Source organism: Ruegeria sp. A3M17 (genome assembly GCF_003318255.1).
In the GTDB taxonomy this organism is placed as follows: Bacteria; Pseudomonadota; Alphaproteobacteria; order Rhodobacterales; family Rhodobacteraceae; genus Ruegeria.
Genome location: NZ_QOCF01000008.1, coordinates 103,548 through 124,092, shown reverse-complemented (window position 1 = coordinate 124,092; position 20,545 = coordinate 103,548). Strand labels below are relative to the sequence as shown.

The 20,545-nt window shown below is 57.6% G+C and carries 17 protein-coding genes; 7 read left to right on the top strand and 10 right to left on the bottom strand.

Annotated elements, in window-relative coordinates; genetic code table 11:
• Positions 1-278: 278 nt before the first annotated feature.
• Together DS906_RS05550 and DS906_RS05545 are read left to right on the top strand one after the other, a co-directional pair.
• Positions 279-1,385, top strand: coding sequence for a saccharopine dehydrogenase family protein (locus DS906_RS05550; protein WP_113789222.1), 1,107 nt, complete (start codon positions 279-281; stop codon positions 1,383-1,385).
• Positions 1,386-1,388: 3 nt separating this feature from the next.
• Positions 1,389-2,900, top strand: coding sequence for an aldehyde dehydrogenase family protein (locus DS906_RS05545; protein WP_113789221.1), 1,512 nt, complete (start codon positions 1,389-1,391; stop codon positions 2,898-2,900).
• A gap of 45 nt (positions 2,901-2,945) precedes the next feature.
• Here the strand turns inward: DS906_RS05545 and DS906_RS05540 are convergent, their stop codons facing one another.
• Positions 2,946-4,523, bottom strand: coding sequence for a DUF5928 domain-containing protein (locus tag DS906_RS05540; protein ID WP_113789220.1), 1,578 nt, complete (start codon positions 4,521-4,523; stop codon positions 2,946-2,948).
• A 144-nt stretch (positions 4,524-4,667) separates the two neighbouring features.
• On the opposite strand from DS906_RS05540, the gene DS906_RS05535 reads away from it, so the two are divergent.
• Positions 4,668-5,486, top strand: coding sequence for a sulfotransferase family protein (locus tag DS906_RS05535; protein WP_113789219.1), 819 nt, complete (start codon positions 4,668-4,670; stop codon positions 5,484-5,486).
• 9 nt (positions 5,487-5,495) lie between these two features.
• Here DS906_RS05535 and DS906_RS05530 read toward each other — a convergent pair whose 3' ends face one another.
• Both DS906_RS05530 and ilvD read right to left on the bottom strand, forming a co-directional pair.
• Positions 5,496-5,945, bottom strand: coding sequence for an NUDIX hydrolase (locus tag DS906_RS05530; RefSeq protein WP_113789218.1), 450 nt, complete (start codon positions 5,943-5,945; stop codon positions 5,496-5,498).
• A 115-nt stretch (positions 5,946-6,060) separates the two neighbouring features.
• A complete protein-coding gene (gene ilvD / locus DS906_RS05525; protein ID WP_113789217.1) occupies positions 6,061-7,893 on the bottom strand; it encodes a dihydroxy-acid dehydratase in 1,833 nt (610 codons plus the stop codon).
• A 107-nt stretch (positions 7,894-8,000) separates the two neighbouring features.
• Between ilvD and DS906_RS05520 the strand changes: the two genes are divergently transcribed.
• Positions 8,001-8,555 (top strand): helix-turn-helix domain-containing protein, encoded by a 555-nt coding sequence (locus tag DS906_RS05520; protein ID WP_108861682.1) that lies wholly within the window; start codon positions 8,001-8,003, stop codon positions 8,553-8,555.
• A gap of 130 nt (positions 8,556-8,685) precedes the next feature.
• Here DS906_RS05520 and DS906_RS05515 read toward each other — a convergent pair whose 3' ends face one another.
• A complete protein-coding gene (locus tag DS906_RS05515; RefSeq protein ID WP_113789215.1) occupies positions 8,686-9,792 on the bottom strand; it encodes a transporter substrate-binding domain-containing protein in 1,107 nt (368 codons plus the stop codon).
• 608 nt (positions 9,793-10,400) lie between these two features.
• Between DS906_RS05515 and sseA the strand changes: the two genes are divergently transcribed.
• Positions 10,401-11,255 carry a 3-mercaptopyruvate sulfurtransferase gene (gene sseA, locus DS906_RS05510; protein WP_113789214.1) on the top strand — a complete coding sequence of 285 codons (855 nt, stop codon included), beginning with the start codon at positions 10,401-10,403 and terminating at the stop codon, positions 11,253-11,255.
• A complete protein-coding gene (locus tag DS906_RS05505; RefSeq protein ID WP_113789212.1) occupies positions 11,255-12,439 on the top strand; it encodes an amino acid aminotransferase in 1,185 nt (394 codons plus the stop codon). Before sseA ends, DS906_RS05505 begins: the two co-directional genes overlap by 1 nt.
• A gap of 1 nt (position 12,440) precedes the next feature.
• Here the strand turns inward: DS906_RS05505 and DS906_RS05500 are convergent, their stop codons facing one another.
• The 3 genes from DS906_RS05500 to DS906_RS05490 form a co-directional block, all read right to left on the bottom strand.
• Positions 12,441-12,830 (bottom strand): hypothetical protein, encoded by a 390-nt coding sequence (locus DS906_RS05500; protein WP_199528487.1) that lies wholly within the window; start codon positions 12,828-12,830, stop codon positions 12,441-12,443.
• 104 nt (positions 12,831-12,934) lie between these two features.
• Positions 12,935-14,245, bottom strand: coding sequence for an ammonium transporter (locus tag DS906_RS05495; protein WP_113789210.1), 1,311 nt, complete (start codon positions 14,243-14,245; stop codon positions 12,935-12,937).
• A gap of 33 nt (positions 14,246-14,278) precedes the next feature.
• On the bottom strand, positions 14,279-14,617 hold the full coding sequence (locus DS906_RS05490; RefSeq protein WP_058273036.1) for a P-II family nitrogen regulator: 339 nt from the start codon (positions 14,615-14,617) through the stop codon (positions 14,279-14,281).
• A gap of 259 nt (positions 14,618-14,876) precedes the next feature.
• Here DS906_RS05490 and DS906_RS05485 point away from each other — a divergent pair, with 259 nt between their 5' ends.
• Positions 14,877-17,063, top strand: coding sequence for a transglycosylase domain-containing protein (locus DS906_RS05485; protein WP_113789208.1), 2,187 nt, complete (start codon positions 14,877-14,879; stop codon positions 17,061-17,063).
• 48 nt (positions 17,064-17,111) lie between these two features.
• Here the strand turns inward: DS906_RS05485 and leuB are convergent, their stop codons facing one another.
• From leuB to DS906_RS05470, 3 genes are all read right to left on the bottom strand, one after another.
• Positions 17,112-18,215 (bottom strand): 3-isopropylmalate dehydrogenase, encoded by a 1,104-nt coding sequence (leuB, locus tag DS906_RS05480; protein ID WP_113789207.1) that lies wholly within the window; start codon positions 18,213-18,215, stop codon positions 17,112-17,114.
• 166 nt (positions 18,216-18,381) lie between these two features.
• Positions 18,382-19,413, bottom strand: coding sequence for an endonuclease/exonuclease/phosphatase family protein (locus DS906_RS05475; RefSeq protein WP_113789205.1), 1,032 nt, complete (start codon positions 19,411-19,413; stop codon positions 18,382-18,384).
• Positions 19,410-20,240 carry a hypothetical protein gene (locus tag DS906_RS05470; RefSeq protein ID WP_113789203.1) on the bottom strand — a complete coding sequence of 277 codons (831 nt, stop codon included), beginning with the start codon at positions 20,238-20,240 and terminating at the stop codon, positions 19,410-19,412. The genes DS906_RS05475 and DS906_RS05470 overlap by 4 nt, the downstream gene beginning before the upstream one ends.
• Positions 20,241-20,545 lie beyond the last annotated feature (305 nt).

Genomic DNA, 20,545 nt, shown 5'->3' with positions numbered 1-20,545 from the left:
CACATTGATATGCGCGAACAAAAGGGTCCAATTGAGCGCACTGTATAATATCTGAATATAAAAATCACTGGCGTTGTTGATTGAGTCAATTGCCTTGCTGCCATGGGGTGATCACGTCGTTCATCGTACCGCCGAGTACGGAAGCTCGCACAGGTGGTACGACGAATTGACAAAATTTTCGTCAATATGACAAACATGACCGCGATTTCGTCAAGATTACCCCTGCGTTTCGGACAGAAGCGGCCTCATACTTTTAAAAACGAAAGAGGAGGCGCGTTTTGAGCTGGAACATTTGTGTCATCGGAGCAGGCAAGATCGGTCAGATGATCGCGACCTTGCTGAAGTCATCGGCCAATTACTCGGTCACAGTGGCCGACCGTGATTTGGCCGCGCTATCAGCATTGAACAAGCAGGGCATTTCGACCCGGCAGATCGATGTGAGCGACGAAGCGCAACTGACCGAAGGCCTGGGTGGGTTCGATGCCGTAATCTCGGCGGCCCCGTTCTTTCTGACGCCGAAGATTGCCAAAGCGGCCAAGGCCGCTGGTGCACACTATTTTGACCTGACCGAAGACGTTGCCGCGACCAATGCGGTGCGTGACTTGGCACAAGGCAGTGATACGGCATTCATGCCGCAATGCGGTCTGGCGCCGGGATTTGTCGGTATCGCAGGGGCATCTCTGGCTGTGGAATTTGATGAAATCGACAGCTTGCATATGCGGGTCGGGGCGCTGCCGCTCTATCCGACCAACGCGCTAAAATACAATCTGACCTGGTCCACCGACGGGTTGATCAACGAATACTGCAATCCTTGCGATGCCATCGTGAATGGTGAACGGGTCAAGACCGCTCCGCTGGAGGATTATGAGCTGCTTGGCCATGACGGGGTGGAGTACGAATGCTTCAACACCTCTGGTGGGTTGGGGACTTTACCCGAAACACTGGACGGCAAGGCGCGGGCGGTGTCTTACCGCTCAATCCGGTACCCGGGCCATTGCGATATCCTGAAATTGCTTCTGAAGGACCTTGGCCTGGAACATCGCCGCGACCTGTTGAAGGACATTTTTGAGACCGCGCTGCCGCGCACCGATCAGGATGTGGTTTTGGTCTATTGCACAGCAAAGGGAATGATCGACGGCGCGCTGCGCGAGAAATCCCTGATCAACAAAAGCTTTGCCCGCACGATCAACGGACAGATTTGGAGCGCTATTCAGGTCACTACTGCCGCAGGCGTTCTGGGTGTGGTTGATCTGATGCGGACCGGCGCGCTGCCTGCGAAGGGCTTTGTCCGGCAGGAACAGGTGAACCTGTCCGATTTCCTGAACACCGAATTTGGCCGGCTCTATCGCGCCGGTGACGTAACCGAACAGAATAAGGCGGCCTGAGATATGAAAGACATCGTGATGACAGCCCAAACAACCCTCGCCAATCTGGATCTGACCGAGGCGGAACTGACGGGCGGCACGCTCAAAGTAACGTCTCCGATTGATGGCAGCGTGTTGGCCGACGTGCATGAAACACCCGTTGCCGACATGGATGCCATATTTGCCCGTTCTAAAACGGCGTTCAAAGAATGGCGGACCGTTCCGGCACCGCGCCGGGGTGAGCTGATCCGCCTGTTGGGCGAGGAACTGCGCGCCGCCAAGGACGATCTGGGTGCTCTGGTCAGTTGGGAGGCTGGCAAGATCACGTCCGAAGGTTTGGGCGAAGTGCAGGAGATGATCGATATCTGCGATTTTGCCGTTGGTCTTTCGCGCCAATTGTATGGTCTGACCATTGCGTCGGAACGTCCGGGTCACCGGATGATGGAGACGTGGCATCCGGCAGGTCCGGTCGGAGTGATCTCGGCCTTCAACTTCCCGGTTGCGGTGTGGTCGTGGAATGCGGCGCTGGCGCTGGTTTGTGGTGACCCGGTGATCTGGAAGCCGTCCGAGAAATCCCCGCTTACAGCGATGGCTTGTCAGAAGATTTTTGAACGCGCGCTGGTCCGTTTTGGCGATGCACCGGACAACCTGCTGCAAACCCTAATCGGTGGTGCGGCGCTGGGCGAGGCCTTGGTCGCAAGCGAAGACGTTCCAGTTATCTCGGCCACAGGGTCCACCCGCATGGGTCGCTCCGTGGCACCCATCGTAGCACAGCGTTTTGGCAAGTGCATTCTGGAGCTTGGCGGTAACAATGCGATGATCGTTGGCCCCTCGGCCGATCTGGAAATGGCTGTCCGTGCGGTTGTGTTCTCGGCCGTAGGTACAGCCGGTCAGCGCTGCACCACGCTTCGTCGCTTGATCGTACATAACTCGATCCGCGAGGAGTTAGTGGGGCGTTTGAAAAAAGCCTATGCGGGTTTGCCCATCGGCAACCCGCTGGTCGAAGGCACGTTGATTGGTCCATTGGTGGACGAAGCCTCGGGTACGGCCATGACAGCAGCACTGGAGGCCGCCAAGGCGGAAGGTGGCACTGTGCACGGTGGACATCGCGTAACCGAGGGCGTGCCTGCTGGTGTCTATATGGAGCCCGCCATTGTCGAAATGCCAAGCCAGACCGCGGTTGTGAAAACTGAAACCTTTGCGCCGATCCTGTACGTCATGGGCTATAACGATTTTGATGATGCGATTGAGCTGCAGAATGACGTACCGCAAGGCCTGTCTTCTTGCGTCTTTACTCTGAATATGCGCGAAGCCGAGCAGTTCCTGACTGCGGCCGGCTCAGATTGCGGCATCGCCAACGTGAATATCGGCCCATCCGGTGCCGAGATCGGCGGAGCCTTCGGTGGTGAGAAGGAAACCGGCGGTGGGCGAGAAAGCGGCTCGGACGCGTGGAAAGCCTACATGCGTCGTCAGACAAATACGGTGAACTACTCGGCTGAGTTGCCCTTGGCGCAGGGCGTCAAATTCGACATCTGAACCAATTGTCCGGCGGCGCCTCGGCGCGCCGCTGGACGTTCCAGATTAATCGGCAAAAAGATAATCAAGGCTTATGATCGCTTGAGCCTTGTCCCGCGACACGCCCAGAAACTCGGCGATCGCGGTCTCATTCTCAATATTTGAGTTGGTCTCGCGGATACGCAGGTATCCGTCGAACTCTGCCTCGCGGATCAATTCGGATTCGTGCACCAGTGAACTGCGCAGCGCCGGGATCAGACGGGCCACAGTTTCCCGAGGACTGCTTTCCCCGGCCAACCCAACGCGGCGGGCGTGGCCGATCAGATAGTCGTCGGAATACTCGCACTCAATTTCCAGTACATGGCTGCGGGCCTGAACCGAGCAGAAATCCTGAATGATATCCAGATCTGCGGGATCCACGCACAAGACCAACTTGTTGGAATCAAAGCTTTCAAACAGCATGCGGGCCACCGCGCGCCGGTGCCGCGTGCGCTTGGCCAGAGACGATTCGATGCCACCCAGATCAGGTAAAGAAGTGTCTTCTTCGTTGAACAGGTATTCGACGCAGGGAATGTCGGTTTCCGAGACGATCTGGTCCACCAACCGCTTGGCGACATGCCATTTCTTGCTCACGATCAGAAACACTTCGCGCTCGGGACCCAGTGAATTGCCCGCCTCCCAGAACCGCTGCGCATAGCGCCGTCCCACCCGGCCGCGTCCGGTTAAAAAGCTGTACAGGTTGCGCCCCTCGTCCGAGATGTGAAACGTCATGCCTTCGGTTGCGTACATCTGACCCAGCCTGTCCTTCAGCTCATGGGCTTCGGGGCTGATCTTGCGGGCGAACAGGTAATCTTGCGATAGCAGCAAGTCATAGTGATCGTTGTAGAACGTCACCGGCATGCCATAATCCGAGAACATCAGAAATGTGGGAGTGCGGTTGTCGATCTCGGTCTTGGGGATCAGGTGGCGTACCAGAGTCTGAAAAAAGGTCTCGTCCGGAATCCAGGTGGTCGAGAAAAACCGTTTCACATCCGGGCGCTTTTGCAGAAAATCCAGAATCATTTCGATGGTCCTGCGACGCAGGCACCACCATTGGCTGCCGATCATTATCTGAACGTCTGACGGAATCTCGCGCGTCAGACCAAACCGTTTTTGCAGATTGTACGACCCGTAAAATAGCTTGGCCTGTGTGCGTTCGTTGAAATAATGCCGATAGATCAGCCGGTCCTCAACCATGCCGGTCTTGATCCAGTTGCTTTCCAGGAAATCATGGCTTTCGACAAAATCCACGTCGTGCTGATTCAGAAAGTCGTGGATGTATTCCGCCGATTTGATCGGCATGCAGTCACCCGACACCATGTAGAAATGAGTGGCGCGGGGAAACGCATCCACAGCGGCCTGCAGGGCATTCAGCGTGGCCTGAACCAGCGACCACGACCCCCAGCCGCATTTGATGCGCTTGCTGGCAAAGGTGACATTGTGGTTGTCTTTCAAAGCCTCGCGAATGCGTGCGTAGGCGGCCGCACTGGCCCGCGCGTCAAAGTGGATCGCTATGCAATCCCCGGCGGCGGTCAGTTGCTCGGCCTGCGCGATGATCGCGTCAGGGTCTTTGTGACATAGCAATATGTAGGCAATTCTTGCCATTTTGGCCTATTGTTTTCCGTTTCTGCCCGTTTCCAACCGTGATACTGAGGATGAGCGATTGAATAAATAGAATATTTTTGGTTTTTTGGTTTCAAATGCTGACGCGTCAATTATGAGACCAGATCGGCAAAGGAGGCACAGCAGATGGGTTTTCCCGGTACATGGATGACCGAGAGCGAAAGCATGGTTTACCGTGTGGTGCCGAAATGCGCCTGTTCGACCATTGGTCAGATCATGTTTTATTCGGATCACGGGCAGTTTTTTGACGGTGATATCCATGACGCAAAGGGCGGGATGCACAAATGGGCCTTCGGTCCGAGCCAAGAGCAGATCACGGGCAATGTTCGAGATCACAAATCTCTGGCCTTTACCTGCGTGCGGAACCCCTACACCCGGATCCTCAGTTCCTTCTTCGACAAAATCTGCGGGATCCAGCGCAACGGCAAGCGGTATCGCGGCAATCTGGTGCCGACGTTAATCTACAACTACGGGATCGAGGTTGGCGGTGATGACGGCAAGGGTGAGTTCGATCAGATCGCCAGCTTCCGCCGGTTTCTGCTGTTCGCACGCGATTCGATTCGTTGGCGCCGTCCTATGGACCCCGATATTCACTGGTCGGCCATGTCAGGGCATGTCTCGACCTTCATCGTGAACGGTGGCCAGTACGATCAGATTTTCTGGACCGAAAAGTTCAACGACGGGATGCAAGGTGTCCTTGATCGGTTAGAGACACCGCACAAGGTGAATCTGACCGAGATCCCGCGATTCAACGAATCCGAAGGCCACGGCCCAAAACGTGCGCATCCGGTCGAGGACTACTTTGACGACCTGTCGATGCACCTGGTCTACGAAATCTACAAACACGATTTCGAGCTGTTCAAATACGATTTTGAGAACCCGGCCAACAAGATGCCAATCGGTGAGATTGATCTGGACGAGGTTCACGCCAAGCTGGGCGATTAGGCGAACGGTTCAGCGATTGATCAGGTAATCTTTCAGGCCGGTCGGGTATAGCTCTGGGCCGCCGATATCCAGCGCATCCAGACTGAACCATCCTGCCGTCCATCTCAGGCCATTGTCTTCGGTGAATGAAATCGGCGCGTCGGGCCAATTCAAAAGCTCGGGGCACTGAATCTCGGCCACAAAGATGATCTCATGCCCCTGATGCCCTTCATGCTGGTACAGATTTTCGATCACCAGCGGTTGCCCACTGACTTCAACTGTCACATCGAGTTCTTCCCGGAACTCACGTTTCAGCGCGTCACTCCATGTTTCGCCGAATTCGACCGATCCGCCCAACGGGCGAACACCCTTGATGCGACCGTCGTCATTTGGGACTTCAGCAGCAAGAAGGCGGTCCCCCCGCCAATGTAAGCCGATGGCTTTGACACGGATACCGTTATGCGGACGCCAGAATGTCATGCTTCTCACCGATTGTGTTGTGGATGTCGTTGAATACAAAAGAAAAAGGCCTCGCTAGACGAACTAGCGGGACCTTTGAAGTTATTGCAGTTTGGGTAATTTGGAAACCGCTTCGTCAGACTTGGCGCACGGCACCTTTCGCGGCACTTGTCGCCAGCTTGGCATAGGCTTTGAGCGCGGTGGATACCTTGCGCTTGCGCGGTGCGGCGGGAACCCATCCCTTTTCGTCTTGCTCTTCGCGGCGGGCGGCCAGTTCTTCGTCTGACACGGCCAGATGAATTGTCCGGTTGGGGATGTCGATCTCGATCTTGTCGCCCTGCTTTACCAGCCCGATTTCGCCACCCTCGGCGGCCTCAGGTGAAACGTGGCCGATCGACAGGCCCGATGTGCCACCCGAGAAACGCCCATCGGTCAGCAAGGCGCAGGCTTTGCCCAGACCCTTGGACTTCAGGTACGAGGTCGGATACAGCATTTCCTGCATCCCCGGACCGCCGCGCGGGCCTTCATAGCGGATCACCACTACGTCGCCTTCTTTGACCTTGCCGGTCAGGATGTCGTTCACGGCCTGATCCTGGCTTTCGCAGACATAGGCAGAGCCGGTGAACGTCAGGCTGTTGGGATCAACGCCTGCCGTTTTCACGATACAGCCTTCGCGCGCGATGTTGCCGAACAGGACCGCCAGACCGCCATCCTGACTGAACGCATGTTCCTTGGACCGGATCACGCCGCCTTCGCGGTCGGTGTCCAGTTCCTTGTACCGGTTCGACTGGCTGAACGCTTGTGTCGTGCGTACGCCGCCGGGCGCGGCCTTGAACAGGTCCTGCGCTGCGGGGTTGTTGGCGACCTTGATGTCCCAATTGGCAATCGCTTCGCCCATGGTTGCCGAATGCACGGTGCTGCAATCTTCGTGCAGCAGCCCGGCGCGGCTAAGTTCGCCAAGGATCGAGAAGATGCCACCGGCGCGGTGCACGTCCTCCATATGAACATTCTCAGTATTGGGCGCGACCTTGCACAGACACGGCACCTGACGGCTCAGGCGGTCCATGTCGGTCATGGTGAAATGCACTTCGCCCTCATGGGCGATGGCCAGCAGGTGCAACACCGTGTTGGTCGAACCGCCCATGGCGATATCCAGGCTCATCGCGTTTTCAAAGGCGTCAAACGTGGCGATTTCGCGCGGAAGGAAGCCTTTTTCGTCCAGATCGTAGTGGCGCTTGGTGATCTCGACGATCCGGCGACCGGCCTCAAGGAACAGCTCTTTGCGGTCCGCATGTGTGGCCAGGGTCGAACCATTGCCCGGCAGCGCCAGCCCCAGAGCCTCGGCCAGGCAGTTCATCGAGTTGGCGGTGAACATACCGGAACATGAGCCACAGGTTGGGCAGGCGTTCTCTTCGATGTGCTGGACCTGTTCGTCGGTGAACCTGTCGTCGGCGGCGGCGACCATTGCGTCAACCAGATCGATCTTCTTGGCATCCAGATCAGCGATGTCGATCTTGCCGGCCTCCATCGGACCGCCCGAGACAAAGATCGCCGGGATATTCAGACGCATCGCGGCCATCAGCATGCCGGGGGTGATCTTGTCGCAATTCGAGATGCAGACCATCGCATCGGCGCAGTGAGCGTTGACCATATATTCGACCGAATCCGCGATCACTTCGCGGGAAGGCAGGGAATACAGCATCCCGTCATGGCCCATGGCGATACCGTCATCGACCGCGATTGTGTTGAACTCTTTCGCAACACCGCCTGCGGCCTCAACCTCGCGCGCGACCATCTGGCCCAGATCCTTCAGGTGCACGTGACCCGGCACGAATTGGGTGAACGAGTTGACGATGGCAATGATCGGTTTGCCGAAATCGTCGTCACCCATACCGGTGGCGCGCCACAGGCCGCGGGCACCGGCCATGTTGCGGCCGTGGGTAGAGGTTCTGGATCGGTACAATGGCATGATGCTGTTTCCCTTTTGCCCCGGTTGCGATATTCGGGTTGCGTACGTTATAGCGCACGTACCACATGTGCGCTATAACGCACAAGAGGATTCGAGAGACGATCAAGATGGCACCGGACGAAATTACGCTGAAACTACGCGATGTGCGGGCGGCCTCGGGGCTGAGCCTGTCCAAGGTGGCCGAGATGACGGGTGTCAGCAAGGCCATGCTGGGTCAGATTGAGCGTGGCGAATCCAGCCCGACCATCGCAACTCTGTGGAAAATCGCCAAAGGGTTTCAGCTGCCGCTGAGTGCATTGATTGGAACGGCGGCCCTGCGGGACACCGCCATGCCAGACGTGTTCCACACCGTGACCTTTCCCGGCAGCATCGAGGTCAAGATCGTCTTTCCCTTCGATCCCGCGCTGGGCGCCGAAACGTTTCACGTCGACCTTGCCCCAAACCAAAGCCACGAATCCGCAGCCCATGCCGCAGGGGTGACCGAAGAGGTGTTTGTGCTGAACGGATCGCTTGAGATTCTGCGCGACGGTGATTGGGTTCCGCTGCAGGCCGGGCAGGGCCTGCGCTTTGCAGCTGATCTGCCGCATGGTTACCGGGCCGGGACGAATGGCGCGGCGTTTTTGAACATGCATCACTATGCGCAACCAGCCGAGGTCACCTGAGGCAACGCGCTCGCTGGAAAGGGTGGGTGACATGAAACAAATATGTGACCCAAATACAAAGCTATGACTTTTTGGCGAGGTGGTACACAGCGCAGGGCGCGCTGTGTACGGGTTCTTTTGCACGAACCGATCAGTTCGACGCAGACTGCAGCTTAGAGCTGTACTCGGACAGCGAGCTGGAAACGATATCGTACCACTCGCCCGACTGCCGCATTTCGTTCAGGCCATTGTTCAGCATCGAGATATACTGCAGCCCGTACGGGTTGGATTTATGGGCCAGCAGGCGAATGGTGGACAGATGGGTGAAGTTCTCATTCTGAACCACCTCGTTCTCCAAACCCAAAGCCGCAATTGCACCGTTGGCTTGCTGGATGGCCATCCCGGTGGCGTCCGCCGTTCCGTTCATGACCGCCTCGATGCACTCTTCCGGGGTGCGAGGGCGAACAAGCGTGATTTTGGGTTCGACCAGACCGGCCTCTTCCAGGTCATTTGTAAAGAACCCGTCCATACGACAAAATACGGCCCCTTCCAGCTCTTCGATGGAGGCTGCGCCAGCATATTTGCTGTCGGGCAGAGTGAAATACCCAACAACCGATTCATACAATGGCTGTGACGCGTAGAACCCGTTACAGCGATAAAGGCTGTCTTCGCCCATGGCATCGGGGTTTTTTGCGCAATCTGGCACAACCCAGGCAACGGCGATGTCATACGCTCCGGCGGGCAGAAGTGTGTAAAGATGCGAGTTGAAATCGTTCACCCAACCCTGGTTGTATTCGCGCTTGTTGCCAGCACGATGTAGGGCCGTTGTCGACAACCGCATCAAAAAGCCGCCACCCGAAAGACCTTCGTCCGTATAGGGTGCCCAATCGTTACCGGCCAAAAGACGAATCGGTGGTTCATAAACGTTTCTGGCTTTGATCTTCGCGGCCTTTTCTTCCTCTCGCTCGACAACTTCGTTGAACTGCGATGCGGCGGTCAAGCGACCGTCGGCGCATGGTAAATTCAGAACAGTACCAGGCGTCAGGTTGTTCGGATTTCCGGCAATGACGTTTCTGTTCGCGTTGAAGATGATTTGGTAGTCCCGAGATCCATATGCCGTTTCGGAAATAGTCGCCAGCGTATCACCTGCTTCTACTGTATACGATTCGCACGCGACCTGCGCCGCAGCGCTTATCGGTGAGATCAAGGCAGCCAAACCCAGGGCCACTAGGCCAAACTTAGTTCCAGGGGTATTCATTTCGTTCTCCTGTCGAGTGAGTGCTTTAACGTGCACCAGGGTCCGGGTTGTTTGGTCTGCTACCCTGATGATTGTGGTTTTTTCTTTCATTTACAATGTGTTATGAAAGTTATTCCGCGCTGTTTAAAATTTTTCAGACCGCGGGGGAATGCACTTATTATTCTTCCAATTTGCCCGTTTCCCTTGGCTCCAGCACCGATGTTGTATTGGCTGTTTCACGGCCTGAACATGGGCGCTTTCACAGATACTCCGGGGTACAATGACGTAGGGAAAACCGGCCATTTTACGGCGGAAAGTGCGTTTTTTTGAGTTCAACCCTTGGCGGAGTGAAAAAATCATGCAGGCGCAAGTCCACAAAGCATAACGGCACTCTTACGCCCATGACCATTTCTGGTGGTTACAACTCCAAATGTGCATATGGGCAAACCGTGTGCGGAAGTTAAACTGAGTTACGGGTGCGCTTGGGCCTGTTGGTTTTGCTCAAATTGGCCCCAATCGCCCGGAACCGCAGGTTCAGAGGCGTCCGTTAGCGTCATCATCCCATCCAGTCTTGAACCCGCATGCGCGCGCGTATAGGGAAAAACCAAACGCGTTTAGGGGAGGCTTTTATGCAGGACGATCCGAAAACCCTCGTTTCTACCGAATGGCTTGCTGCCCATCTCAAGGACCCGGATCTGCGGGTGCTGGATGGGTCATGGTATCTGCCACAGCAAGGACGCGACGCAAAGACCGAATACGATGCCGCTCATATCCCCGGCGCACGGTTCTTTGACATCGATGATATTTCGGACCACCGCTCGGACCTGCCGCATATGGCACCTCCGGTCGAAAAGTTCATGTCCCGCCTGCGGGCGATGGGCGTAGGGGATGGCCATCAGGTCGTTGTCTATGATGGGGCTGGCCTGATGTCCGCGGCCCGTGTCTGGTGGTTGTTTCGGTTGATGGGGCAGGAAAACATCGCCGTTCTGGATGGTGGTCTGCCGAAATGGCAGGCCGAAGGGCATGAGATCGAAGACCTGCCGCCGGTGATCCGCGACCGCCACATGACCGTTCGGGTCCAGAACCATCTGGTCCGTGATGTCACACAGGTGTCTGCCGCCGCCAAGCTGGCCGATCACGAGGTCATCGACGCGCGCTCTGCGGACCGCTTTGCCGGAACCGGGACAGAACCGCGCGAAGGTCTGCGCCCAGGCCGTATTCCAGGGTCGCGCAATGTGCCCTTTGGCACGTTGCTGAACAAGAACGGCACGATGAAATCCCCTGAGGAATGCCGCGCCATCTTCGAGGCCGCTGGCGTCGACCTGTCCAAACCGGCCATCACATCCTGCGGGTCAGGTGTGACCGCCGCGATCCTCAGCCTTGCGCTTGAACGTATGGGCAAGAAAGACCACTCGCTTTATGACGGCTCCTGGGCTGAATGGGGTGCCTTCCCGACCCTGCCCGTCGCAACCGGAGAGAACTGATGTTCGAAAACCTCAAACCGCAGCCTGCCGACAAGATTCTGGCGCTGATGCAGGCGTATCGCGAAGACCCGCGCGATCAAAAGATCGACCTGGGAGTTGGTGTTTACAAAAATGCCGAGGGCGTGACCCCGGTGATGCGTGCGGTGAAAGCGGCCGAAAAGCGTATTCTCGAAGAGCAGGAATCCAAGGCCTACACCGGTTTGGCGGGTGATCCGGCTTACGCGGATGCGATGATTGGCCTAATTCTTGGCACATCCGTGCCGCGCGGCAACATCGCCGCCGTTGCGACACCGGGCGGGACCGGTGCTTGCCGTCAGGCGTTTGAAATGATCCGTATGGCCAACCCGTCGGCCCGCGTGTTCGTGTCGAACCCGACATGGCCGAACCACCTGTCGATCCTGAACTACCTGGGGATGGAGACAGTCCAATACCGGTATTTCGACGGTGAAACCCGTGGCGTCGATTTCGACGGTATGATCGAGGACCTGAAGACTGCGAAAGCAGGTGATGTGGTTCTGCTGCATGGCTGCTGCCACAACCCGACCGGTGCCAACCTGAACATTGTGCAGTGGCAGGAGGTCGTGAACCTAATCAACGAGCGCGGTCTCGTTGCCATGATCGACATCGCCTATCAGGGCTTTGGCGACGGTCTGGAGGAGGACGCGCAGGCAGTTCGTCTGGTAGCCTCGTCCGTCAAGCGATGCCTGATTGCGGCGTCGTGTTCAAAGAACTTCGGTGTCTACCGCGAGCGCACAGGTCTGCTGATGGCGATCAGCGATGATCCGTCGCAAACGACTCTGAACCAGTCCACTCTGGCGTTCCTGAACCGCCAGAACTACTCTTTCCCGCCGGATCACGGCGCGCGCGTGGTGACAACGATTCTGAACGACGACGCCCTACGCGCCGATTGGGAAGCAGAACTGGAAGAGATCCGCCTGTCCATGCTGGGCTTACGCCAGCAGCTGGCCGACGAATTGCAGCGCCTGAGCGGTTCGGATCGCTTCGGCTTTGTCGCTCAGCATCGCGGCATGTTCTCGCGCCTTGGAGCGGCTCCGGAACTGGTCGAAAAACTCCGGGTGGATCATGGCATCTATATGGTTGGAGACAGCCGCCTGAATGTCGCCGGACTGAACGCGACAACCGTGCCGATATTGGCCAAAGCGATCGTCGACGTCGGCGTGTAAACTAAGAACTGGTTGCGCCCAGGCTGTCCGGGCGCGGCGGTGTTTCGACAAATTCCATGTCTCCGTCCGCGACGGCAAACGGTTCTCCGCCAGCGGTTAACACCGCTCGATCCTTCATTGCTCGGAAATCGAAAATCGCGTTCAGAACGACGTCTGACCGGCCCTGATACTCGTGCGGCCGGTAGACGCAGATTCCCATCTGCTCATCGAGTCGTTTGTATGTGTATTGGGCCTCACCAACTAGCTTGCCCCCGGAAGTCACATAGCACGTTGTCTCTGTTTCGTAGCTGACTGTATGGGTGGACAGATTTTTGAAATCACCAAGTTCAGAGTGATGAACGCCGGTCCATTTCAGGCTGGTGCCAACAAGTGTTTCGGGTGCCTCGGCCATATCAGTATCTCCTTGAGCGGCTGGGATCAGAGTAACCGAGGATGACGCTCAAACAAAACAACCCCGGCATTGCGCCGGGGTTGTCAATCTTTGTGGCTTAGGCCTTAACCCTTGGAAAACTCCGGATAGGCTTCCATACCCAGTTCCGCCATATCCAGACCGTTGATCTCGTCCTCTTCGCTGACGCGGATGCCAACCGTGGCCTTCAGGATTGTCCAAAGGATTGCGGCTCCGACAAAGGTGAAAACACCGTAGGCCGCGATGCCCAGCAACTGCGTGCCCAGGTTGGCCTCACCGTAGAAGATCACTGCGATAGTGCCCCAGATACCGGCAAACAGGTGAACGGGGATTGCGCCTACGACGTCGTCGATCTTGAACTTGTCCAGCATCGGGACCGCGAAGACCACGATGATGCCGCCCACAGCGCCGATCCACAATGCTCCGAATAAAGTCGGTGCAAGCGGTTCTGCCGTGATCGACACCAGACCGGCCAATGCTCCGTTCAGAACCATGGTCAGGTCGGGTTTTTTGTACAGCAACTGCGTCATGATCAGCGCGGCAACCGCGCCTGCGGCCGCCGCCATGTTGGTGTTGGCAAAGATGCGCGACACGTCTGAGACGTCACCCACGGTGCCCATTGCCAGCTGCGAGCCGCCATTGAAGCCGAACCAGCCCAGCCACAGGATGAACGTTCCCAGAGTTGCCAGCGCCAGATTGGAACCGGGCATCGGGTGGACTTTGCCGTCCTTGTATTTGCCAATGCGGGGGCCAAGGATTAGGCAGCCCGCCAGAGCGGCCCATCCACCGACCGAATGAACAACCGTAGAACCGGCGAAGTCGGAAAAGCCCATGGCATCCAGCCAGCCGCCGCCCCATTTCCAGGACCCCGAGATCGGGTAGAGGATACCGGTCAGTACGATGACGAAGACCAGGAAGGGCCACAGCTTTATGCGCTCGGCCACGGCACCGGACACGATGGACGCGGTTGCCGCCACAAAGACCAGCTGGAAGAAGAAGTCCGAACCGATTGACGCGTAATCTAACGCCGCGTCTGCGGGCGCAACTCCCACGGCATCAAGCACGGTCGGTCCGCCAAGGGCAAAGAAACCATTGAAGTCGCCCGGGTACATCGTGTTGAAGCCGACCAGCCAGTACATGATCGCGGCAATCGAAAACAGCGCGATGTTCTTGATCATCTGCATAGCCACGTTTTTTGAACGCACCAGCCCGCCTTCGAGCATGGCAAAGCCTGCGGCCATGAAGAACACCAGGAAGCCGGCCATCAGGAACAGTAGGGTGGTAAAGATATACTGGGTATGTTGCGCGGCTTCGCCAGGGGTGGCCTCCTGCGCAAGGCCCATCTGCGGCAACGCGACGATCGCGGCGGCAGGGATGAGAGATTTCATCAGGTTCATTGTTAGTCCTCGAATGCTTTGGAGTGGCGGCGCTTACAGCGCCTCTTCGTTGGTTTCCCCGGTCCGCACGCGCAGCGCCTGCTCGACATCAAGGACGAAAATCTTGCCATCACCGATCTTGCCGGTCTTGGCGGTTTTGGTGATGGTTTCGACGATCTGGTCGGCCATCGTGGCCGGCACCACGATTTCGAGTTTGATCTTGGGCACGAAATTCACCGCATATTCGGCCCCACGATAGATTTCGGTGTGGCCTGATTGCGAGCCGAAGCCCTTGATCTCGGTCACCATCATGCCGCGCACGCCGGCCTCGGTCAGCGCCTCGCGCACCTCCTCCAGCTTGAACGGCTTGATTGTCGCAATGATCAGTTTCACGTCTGTCCCCTCTTCCTGTCCGGCGGAACCGGTTTGTTTGCACTTGCAGAAAGAGAGCGTGACTGACCGCAGTAAGAAACGGTCGGGGTGAGTGAACGCAGGGGAAAAGGGGGGTGAGGTGCACAATTTTTGCACAAAATAACGTTTTTGCCCAAAAAGCGGGCGAACTATTGAGGCCGGTTGGCGGAATTTCATACCTCTACTTCGCGCCAGCGGCAGGGTATGGTGCCTCAAAATGATAACCGGGCAGAGTTTGAGCATGACTGAGTCCAGGCGTCGCAAGACATCGCTTGTTGCAGACAAAAGATACCCTTCAAAGGGGCGTAAAACCGCTGCGACAAAGCGGACGACAAAGCCCGCTGGCAAAAAGGCGACGGCGCGTAAAACGTCGACTCGCAAAACCGCCCGAAAGAAAACCCGCAAGATGTCCGGTGGCGGCGGCGGCTTCTTTCGACGCATGTTCCGTTGGATTTGGCGGTTGATTTGGGGTGTGACCTGGCGTGTGGGCGCGGTGGCTGCCATGCTGTTGGCTTTGGCGGTTGGGGTTGTCTACTCCTCTCTGCCTGACGTCGATGCCTTGCTAGACGGTCGCGCGCGCGGGTCGGTGACCCTGTTGGATCGGGACGGCAAGGTCTTTGCCTGGCGTGGAGACCAATTTGGTGGGGTGATCACCGCCGATACCGTCTCGCCGCATCTGAAAAACGCCGTCGTCGCGACCGAGGACAAGCGGTTCTATCGCCATTTCGGCGTCAGCCCGCGCGGTGTCGCAAGCGCTGTGCGCATCAACCTGAGCGAAGGGCGCGGACCGCTGTCGGGGCATGGTGGGTCGACCATCACGCAGCAGACGGCCAAGCTGTTGTGCCTAGGTGTGCCTTATGAGCCCAGTGAATGGGAATCCGAGGCTGCATATGAATCCGATTGCCGCCAGGGCTCGCTTTGGCGCAAGGCCAAAGAGGCGGTCTATGCGATGGCGATGGAGGTCAAGTATTCCAAGGACGAGATCCTGACCATCTACCTGAACCGGGCCTTCCTTGGCGCGGGTGCGCGCGGGTTCGAGGCCGCAAGCCAACGTTATTTCGGGATCTCGGCGGCAGAAGTCAGCCCGTCGCAGGCCGCGATGTTGGCTGGTCTACTGGTGGCACCGACGCGCTATGCACCGACGAATAACCTTCAACGTTCGCAGGACCGGGCGCGGCTGGTAGTTGGCCTGATGGAGGCACAGGGGTATCTGACCTCGGCCCAAGCCAGCAATGCGCGCAGCAATCCCGGGCAACTGTCCGAAGCCGCTGCTGCGCGGGCGGGGGGCTATTTCGCCGATTGGGTGATGGCCAGCGGGCCCGAGTTCTTTACACGCAACACAACCGAAGACGTGGTGATCCGCACCACGCTGGATCAACGTATCCAGAAATCGGCCGAAGAGGCGCTGCAGTTCATCTTTCAGGAAAAGGTCCGCGAAGGATCAAAGGCGCAGGCCGCGATCGTGGTGATGTCGGCGGACGGGGCCGTCCGTGGCATGGTTGGCGGGCGAAAGACCCGCGTGTCCGGTGCATTCAACCGCGCCACGCAGGCGCTGCGGCAAACGGGGTCCTCATTCAAACCCTTCGTGTATGCCACCGCGCTTGAGCTGGGATATTCGCCATTGGATACGGTGGTGGATGAGCCGTACTGCGTGAACATTCCGGGCTCTGGGCAATGGTGTCCCAAGAACTACACCAACAAGTTTTACGGGCGTGTCACGCTGGCGGACGCGTTGAAAAACTCGCTGAACATCCCGGCGGTGAAAGTGGCTGAGATCGCAGGGCTGGACAATGTCCGCACGGTGGCCAGCGAGTTCGGTATTGATAGCGATCTGGCGCAGGGTCCCGCTTTGGCGCTGGGCGCGTCGGAAAGCACGCTGATCGAGATGACAGGGGCCTATGCGGGTATCCTGAATGGCGGTTCGGCGGTGGAACCGTATGGGCTGACGGAACTGAAGTTGTTAGGCGATGTTACCCCTGTCATGGTGACGACAACAGGCATTGGTGAGCGGGTCATCAACGACAAAGCAGCCAAGCAACTGACGTGGATGATGGAGCGGGTGGTGTCCGAAGGCACCGGCGCACGGGCGCAACTGCCCGGTTGGCAGGTGGCGGGTAAAACCGGCACAACGCAGGCTGCGCGGGATGCGTGGTTCATCGGGTTCACGGCCGATTACGTGACGGGCATCTGGATGGGCTATGACGACAACACGCCGCTGTCCGGTGTGACCGGAGGCGGTTTGCCTGCGGAAATCTGGAAAGAAACCATGCTGCGCGTGACCGAAGGTATGACGCCGACACCGTTGCCGATGCTGGCCCCGGACCCACCGGTTAGAACAGCTCAGCCGCAGCAGCAGCGCCGTAAGAATGAAACTGGGTTGGACCGGGCCATCAACAACCTGCTGAACAACATCTTCGGTGGAAACTAAAAAAGGCGGTGCGCTGAGCACCGCCTTTTCAATTGAATGTGGGTCTGATCAGAGGCTGTCGTCGAGAGCACCCAAAATGGCGTCGCCCATTTCCGTGGTCGAAACCGGCGTGACACCTTCGTCGGCCAGCAGATCGCCGGTGCGAACACCGTCGGCCAGCACCTTCTCGATCGCGGCTTCCAGACGATCTGCTTCTTCAAGCTGATCAAAGCTATAGCGAAGCGCCATGGCAAAGCTGAGGATACAGGCGATCGGGTTGGCCTTGCCTTGTCCGGTGATATCCGGGGCCGAGCCGTGGACCGGTTCGTACATCGCCTTGGGGCGGCCATTCGCCATCGGAGCACCCAGCGAGGCCGACGGCAGCATTCCCAGCGAGCCGGTCAGCATCGCGGCACAGTCCGACAGGATGTCGCCAAACAGGTTATCGGTCAGGATGACGTCGAACTGCTTGGGCGCGCGTACCAGCTGCATCGCGCCATTGTCCGCATACATATGGCTCAGCTCGACCTCGGGGTAATCCTTAGCCACACGGTTCACAACTTCGCGCCACAGGATGCCCGATTCCATGACGTTGGCCTTCTCCATTGAGCAGACCTTTTTGTTCCGGCGCATTGCCAGTTCAAAGGCTGAGCGCGCGGCGCGTTCAATCTCAGATTCGGTATAACGCTGGGTGTTGATACCCACACGCTCATTGCCTTCCTCGAAGATGCCGCGCGGCTCGCCGAAATAGACGCCCGAGGTCAACTCGCGCACGATCATGATATCGAGGCCGGCAACGATGTCTTTCTTCAGCGACGAGAAATCAGCCAACGCGTCAAAGCACTGTGCCGGGCGCAGGTTGGAATACAGGTCCATTTCCTTACGCAGGCGCAGCAGGCCACGCTCGGGCTTGAGGCTGAAATCCAGATCGTCGTATTTCGGGCCGCCAACAGCACCCAGAAGAACGGCGTCGACTTCTTGCGCTTTGGCCATCGTCTCGTCCGACAGGGGCTTGCCATGCGCGTCATACGCGGTACCACCGACCAGATCCTCGCTCACGTCGAATTCCAGGCCGCGTTTTGCACCGAACCAGTTGATGACTCTGCGCACTTCGGCCATGACTTCGGGGCCAATTCCGTCTCCGGGCAGGATGAGGAGCGAGGGGTTGGACATGAAGGATCTCCTTGCGTTTTACAGCACAGGCCCTAGCGCCTGCACGGCATCGGGTCAATGAGACGATCCCGCCTGAGGGCAAGGAAAATAGAGGTTTGTTTCCGTTAGCGTCTGAAAATTGCGTCAGGCCTGTTTTGCAGGCTGGATCATGGCGCAAAGGGCCGTATCAGCGAGGCAGTGTCAGGTCGACCCAGATCAGCCGGTGACGGCTGGCGCTTTCGGCGGTTTTGCGTTCTTCGGTGCCTGCGGGGGGCCAGTGAACCCCGGAATCCACTACCTGCCAATGGATCGAAGGCAGAACGTAATCGACCCGCATTGGACCAACCGTTTTCCAAACCACCGTAGTCAAATCGCCTGAGGGGTCTTCGGGTGAAGGATCCTGAAGGCGGGGGTCGTTCAAAAATTCTTGGATCGCCTCTTTGCGTCCATCACCCCGCACTGGGTCCAGATTGGCGTCACCCGCGATGACAAACAGACGATCGGGTTTGCGGCCGACGTCCCCGTCCATGACTGCGGACCAAAGGCGAATTTCATCCCGGTTTCGCAGTCCATTGCGATCCTCTGGCCCGTCAAACACCGGGGGCGAGGCGTGGAAGGTCATCAAATCCAGCTGCCCTGCCGGAGTTTCGATGGGCACAATCCAATGCGCCACGGATGAGAGGCGCTGAACGTTCTGCGCCTGTTCTGACGGGTAGGGACCTGCGTCATGTTGGGGCAGTTCAGCGCCGGGCAGTTCCAGCCATAGCAGTTTGGATAGGTCCTGAACTTGATCCGAAGCGATGGGATAACGGGACATCACGGCCAGCCCACCTTGTCCGGTGAAGCGACCCCAACCCTGCGCGTCACCAGGGCCGTGGGTTCGACCATCTCCGTTCAGATCAAGATCCGTTTCCAGGCCGGAATTTGGTTGGGCTGCGAAAGTGTAGGGATAGTCCAATCCGGCCTCACGCAACCGATTTTCCAGCGCCGCCAGCGCCAGCCCCTCGAAATCCCAGTCGATCCCCTGCAACGCAATGATATCGGGTCGAGCTTCTGCTAAAACGGCAACAACCGCCATCACCTGATCATCACCGCGGTGAATATCCCGCAACAGCAACCCCGGGCCATCGCGGCTGAGTTCTGTGTTGTAAGTGGCTATACGGATCGTCTCTGCCTGCGCCACAACGGGCAACAGCAGCAGGATCAGAATGCGGATCATGCGGTTTGGGTAGACTCGGCTGTGGAATAGGCGCGCCGTTTTTCGACGATCAGATTGGCAATGCGCAGAGTCGCCATGCCACGCATGATCATGCTGGCCGGAAGGAAGGCCCAGGCGCTGAGCGTCCAGATCAGGGTCTGAGGATTGCTCAGAGAGATCGGTTCGGCATAGTCGGTCAACAGTTTGATCAGCGCAGGGATCAGGAACGGCAACAGAATACCGATGCAAATGTTCAGCCGTCCGTCGCGCTGCAGGCGCGTGACCACGTCACCGCCTTTGGTGGGGTCGAACAGCGGAAGATTTGTCCAGACATTGAAGGCGCCGTTTCCGGTCGGCCAGCCGCGCACTTTCACCGCGTAGGCAAAGCTGGCGATCGTCACCAAAGCAGCGACATACGCGACGCTGGCAGAAATACGGACAAGTTCGATCAGGGGCGCGCTTGCATCAGTCGGCAGCATCAGGATGATCAGCCGTACTGGCGAATAGGGAAAGTCGACCACATTCGCGACACCCACGCCGAAGGAATAGAAGATCGTCGTCAGGCTGGTCGGCGTATATGCGTTTTTGCAGATCAACGTTAGGAACGTAATCATCGACATCAGCCCGACAAAGCGCAAACGGTTGACAGGCGGCGCATCGCGGAATTCGATAAAGCTGGGAAAAGCAGAGTTATATTCAGCGAATGTCAGGAAAAACGCAAGAATGGCGAGAAAGACGACAATCTCGGTCCCATTCGTAGACGTTACAGGCAGGTACAACGCGGGTGTCAGCACCATTAGTGCGACCAATAATCCCCGAATCGCCGCCCCTGTTGTGCGCGCAATCACTATCCAAACCCTTTCAAACCGGATTGACCGCTTCTTTGACGGTTTCGTCCCAACTTGTGCCCGATCATTATTTATCGACGGGTGCCTCTATTATCGCCAACACTGACGATAAGCGGCAATCCGCTCAAGCCAAGCTGCAGAAAACACGGAATTTCAGGCAAAAAGATGGCAAAACTGGTGCGCCTTTGCATCATTTCCGTCGCAAATTCGGCGTGTATCAGAAGGGGAGCACCACATGTTGTGGTTGCCGAGACATCGACCCCAAGAACGCGAAAGGGGTCGCCCAGGCGACCCCGATAGGTTGA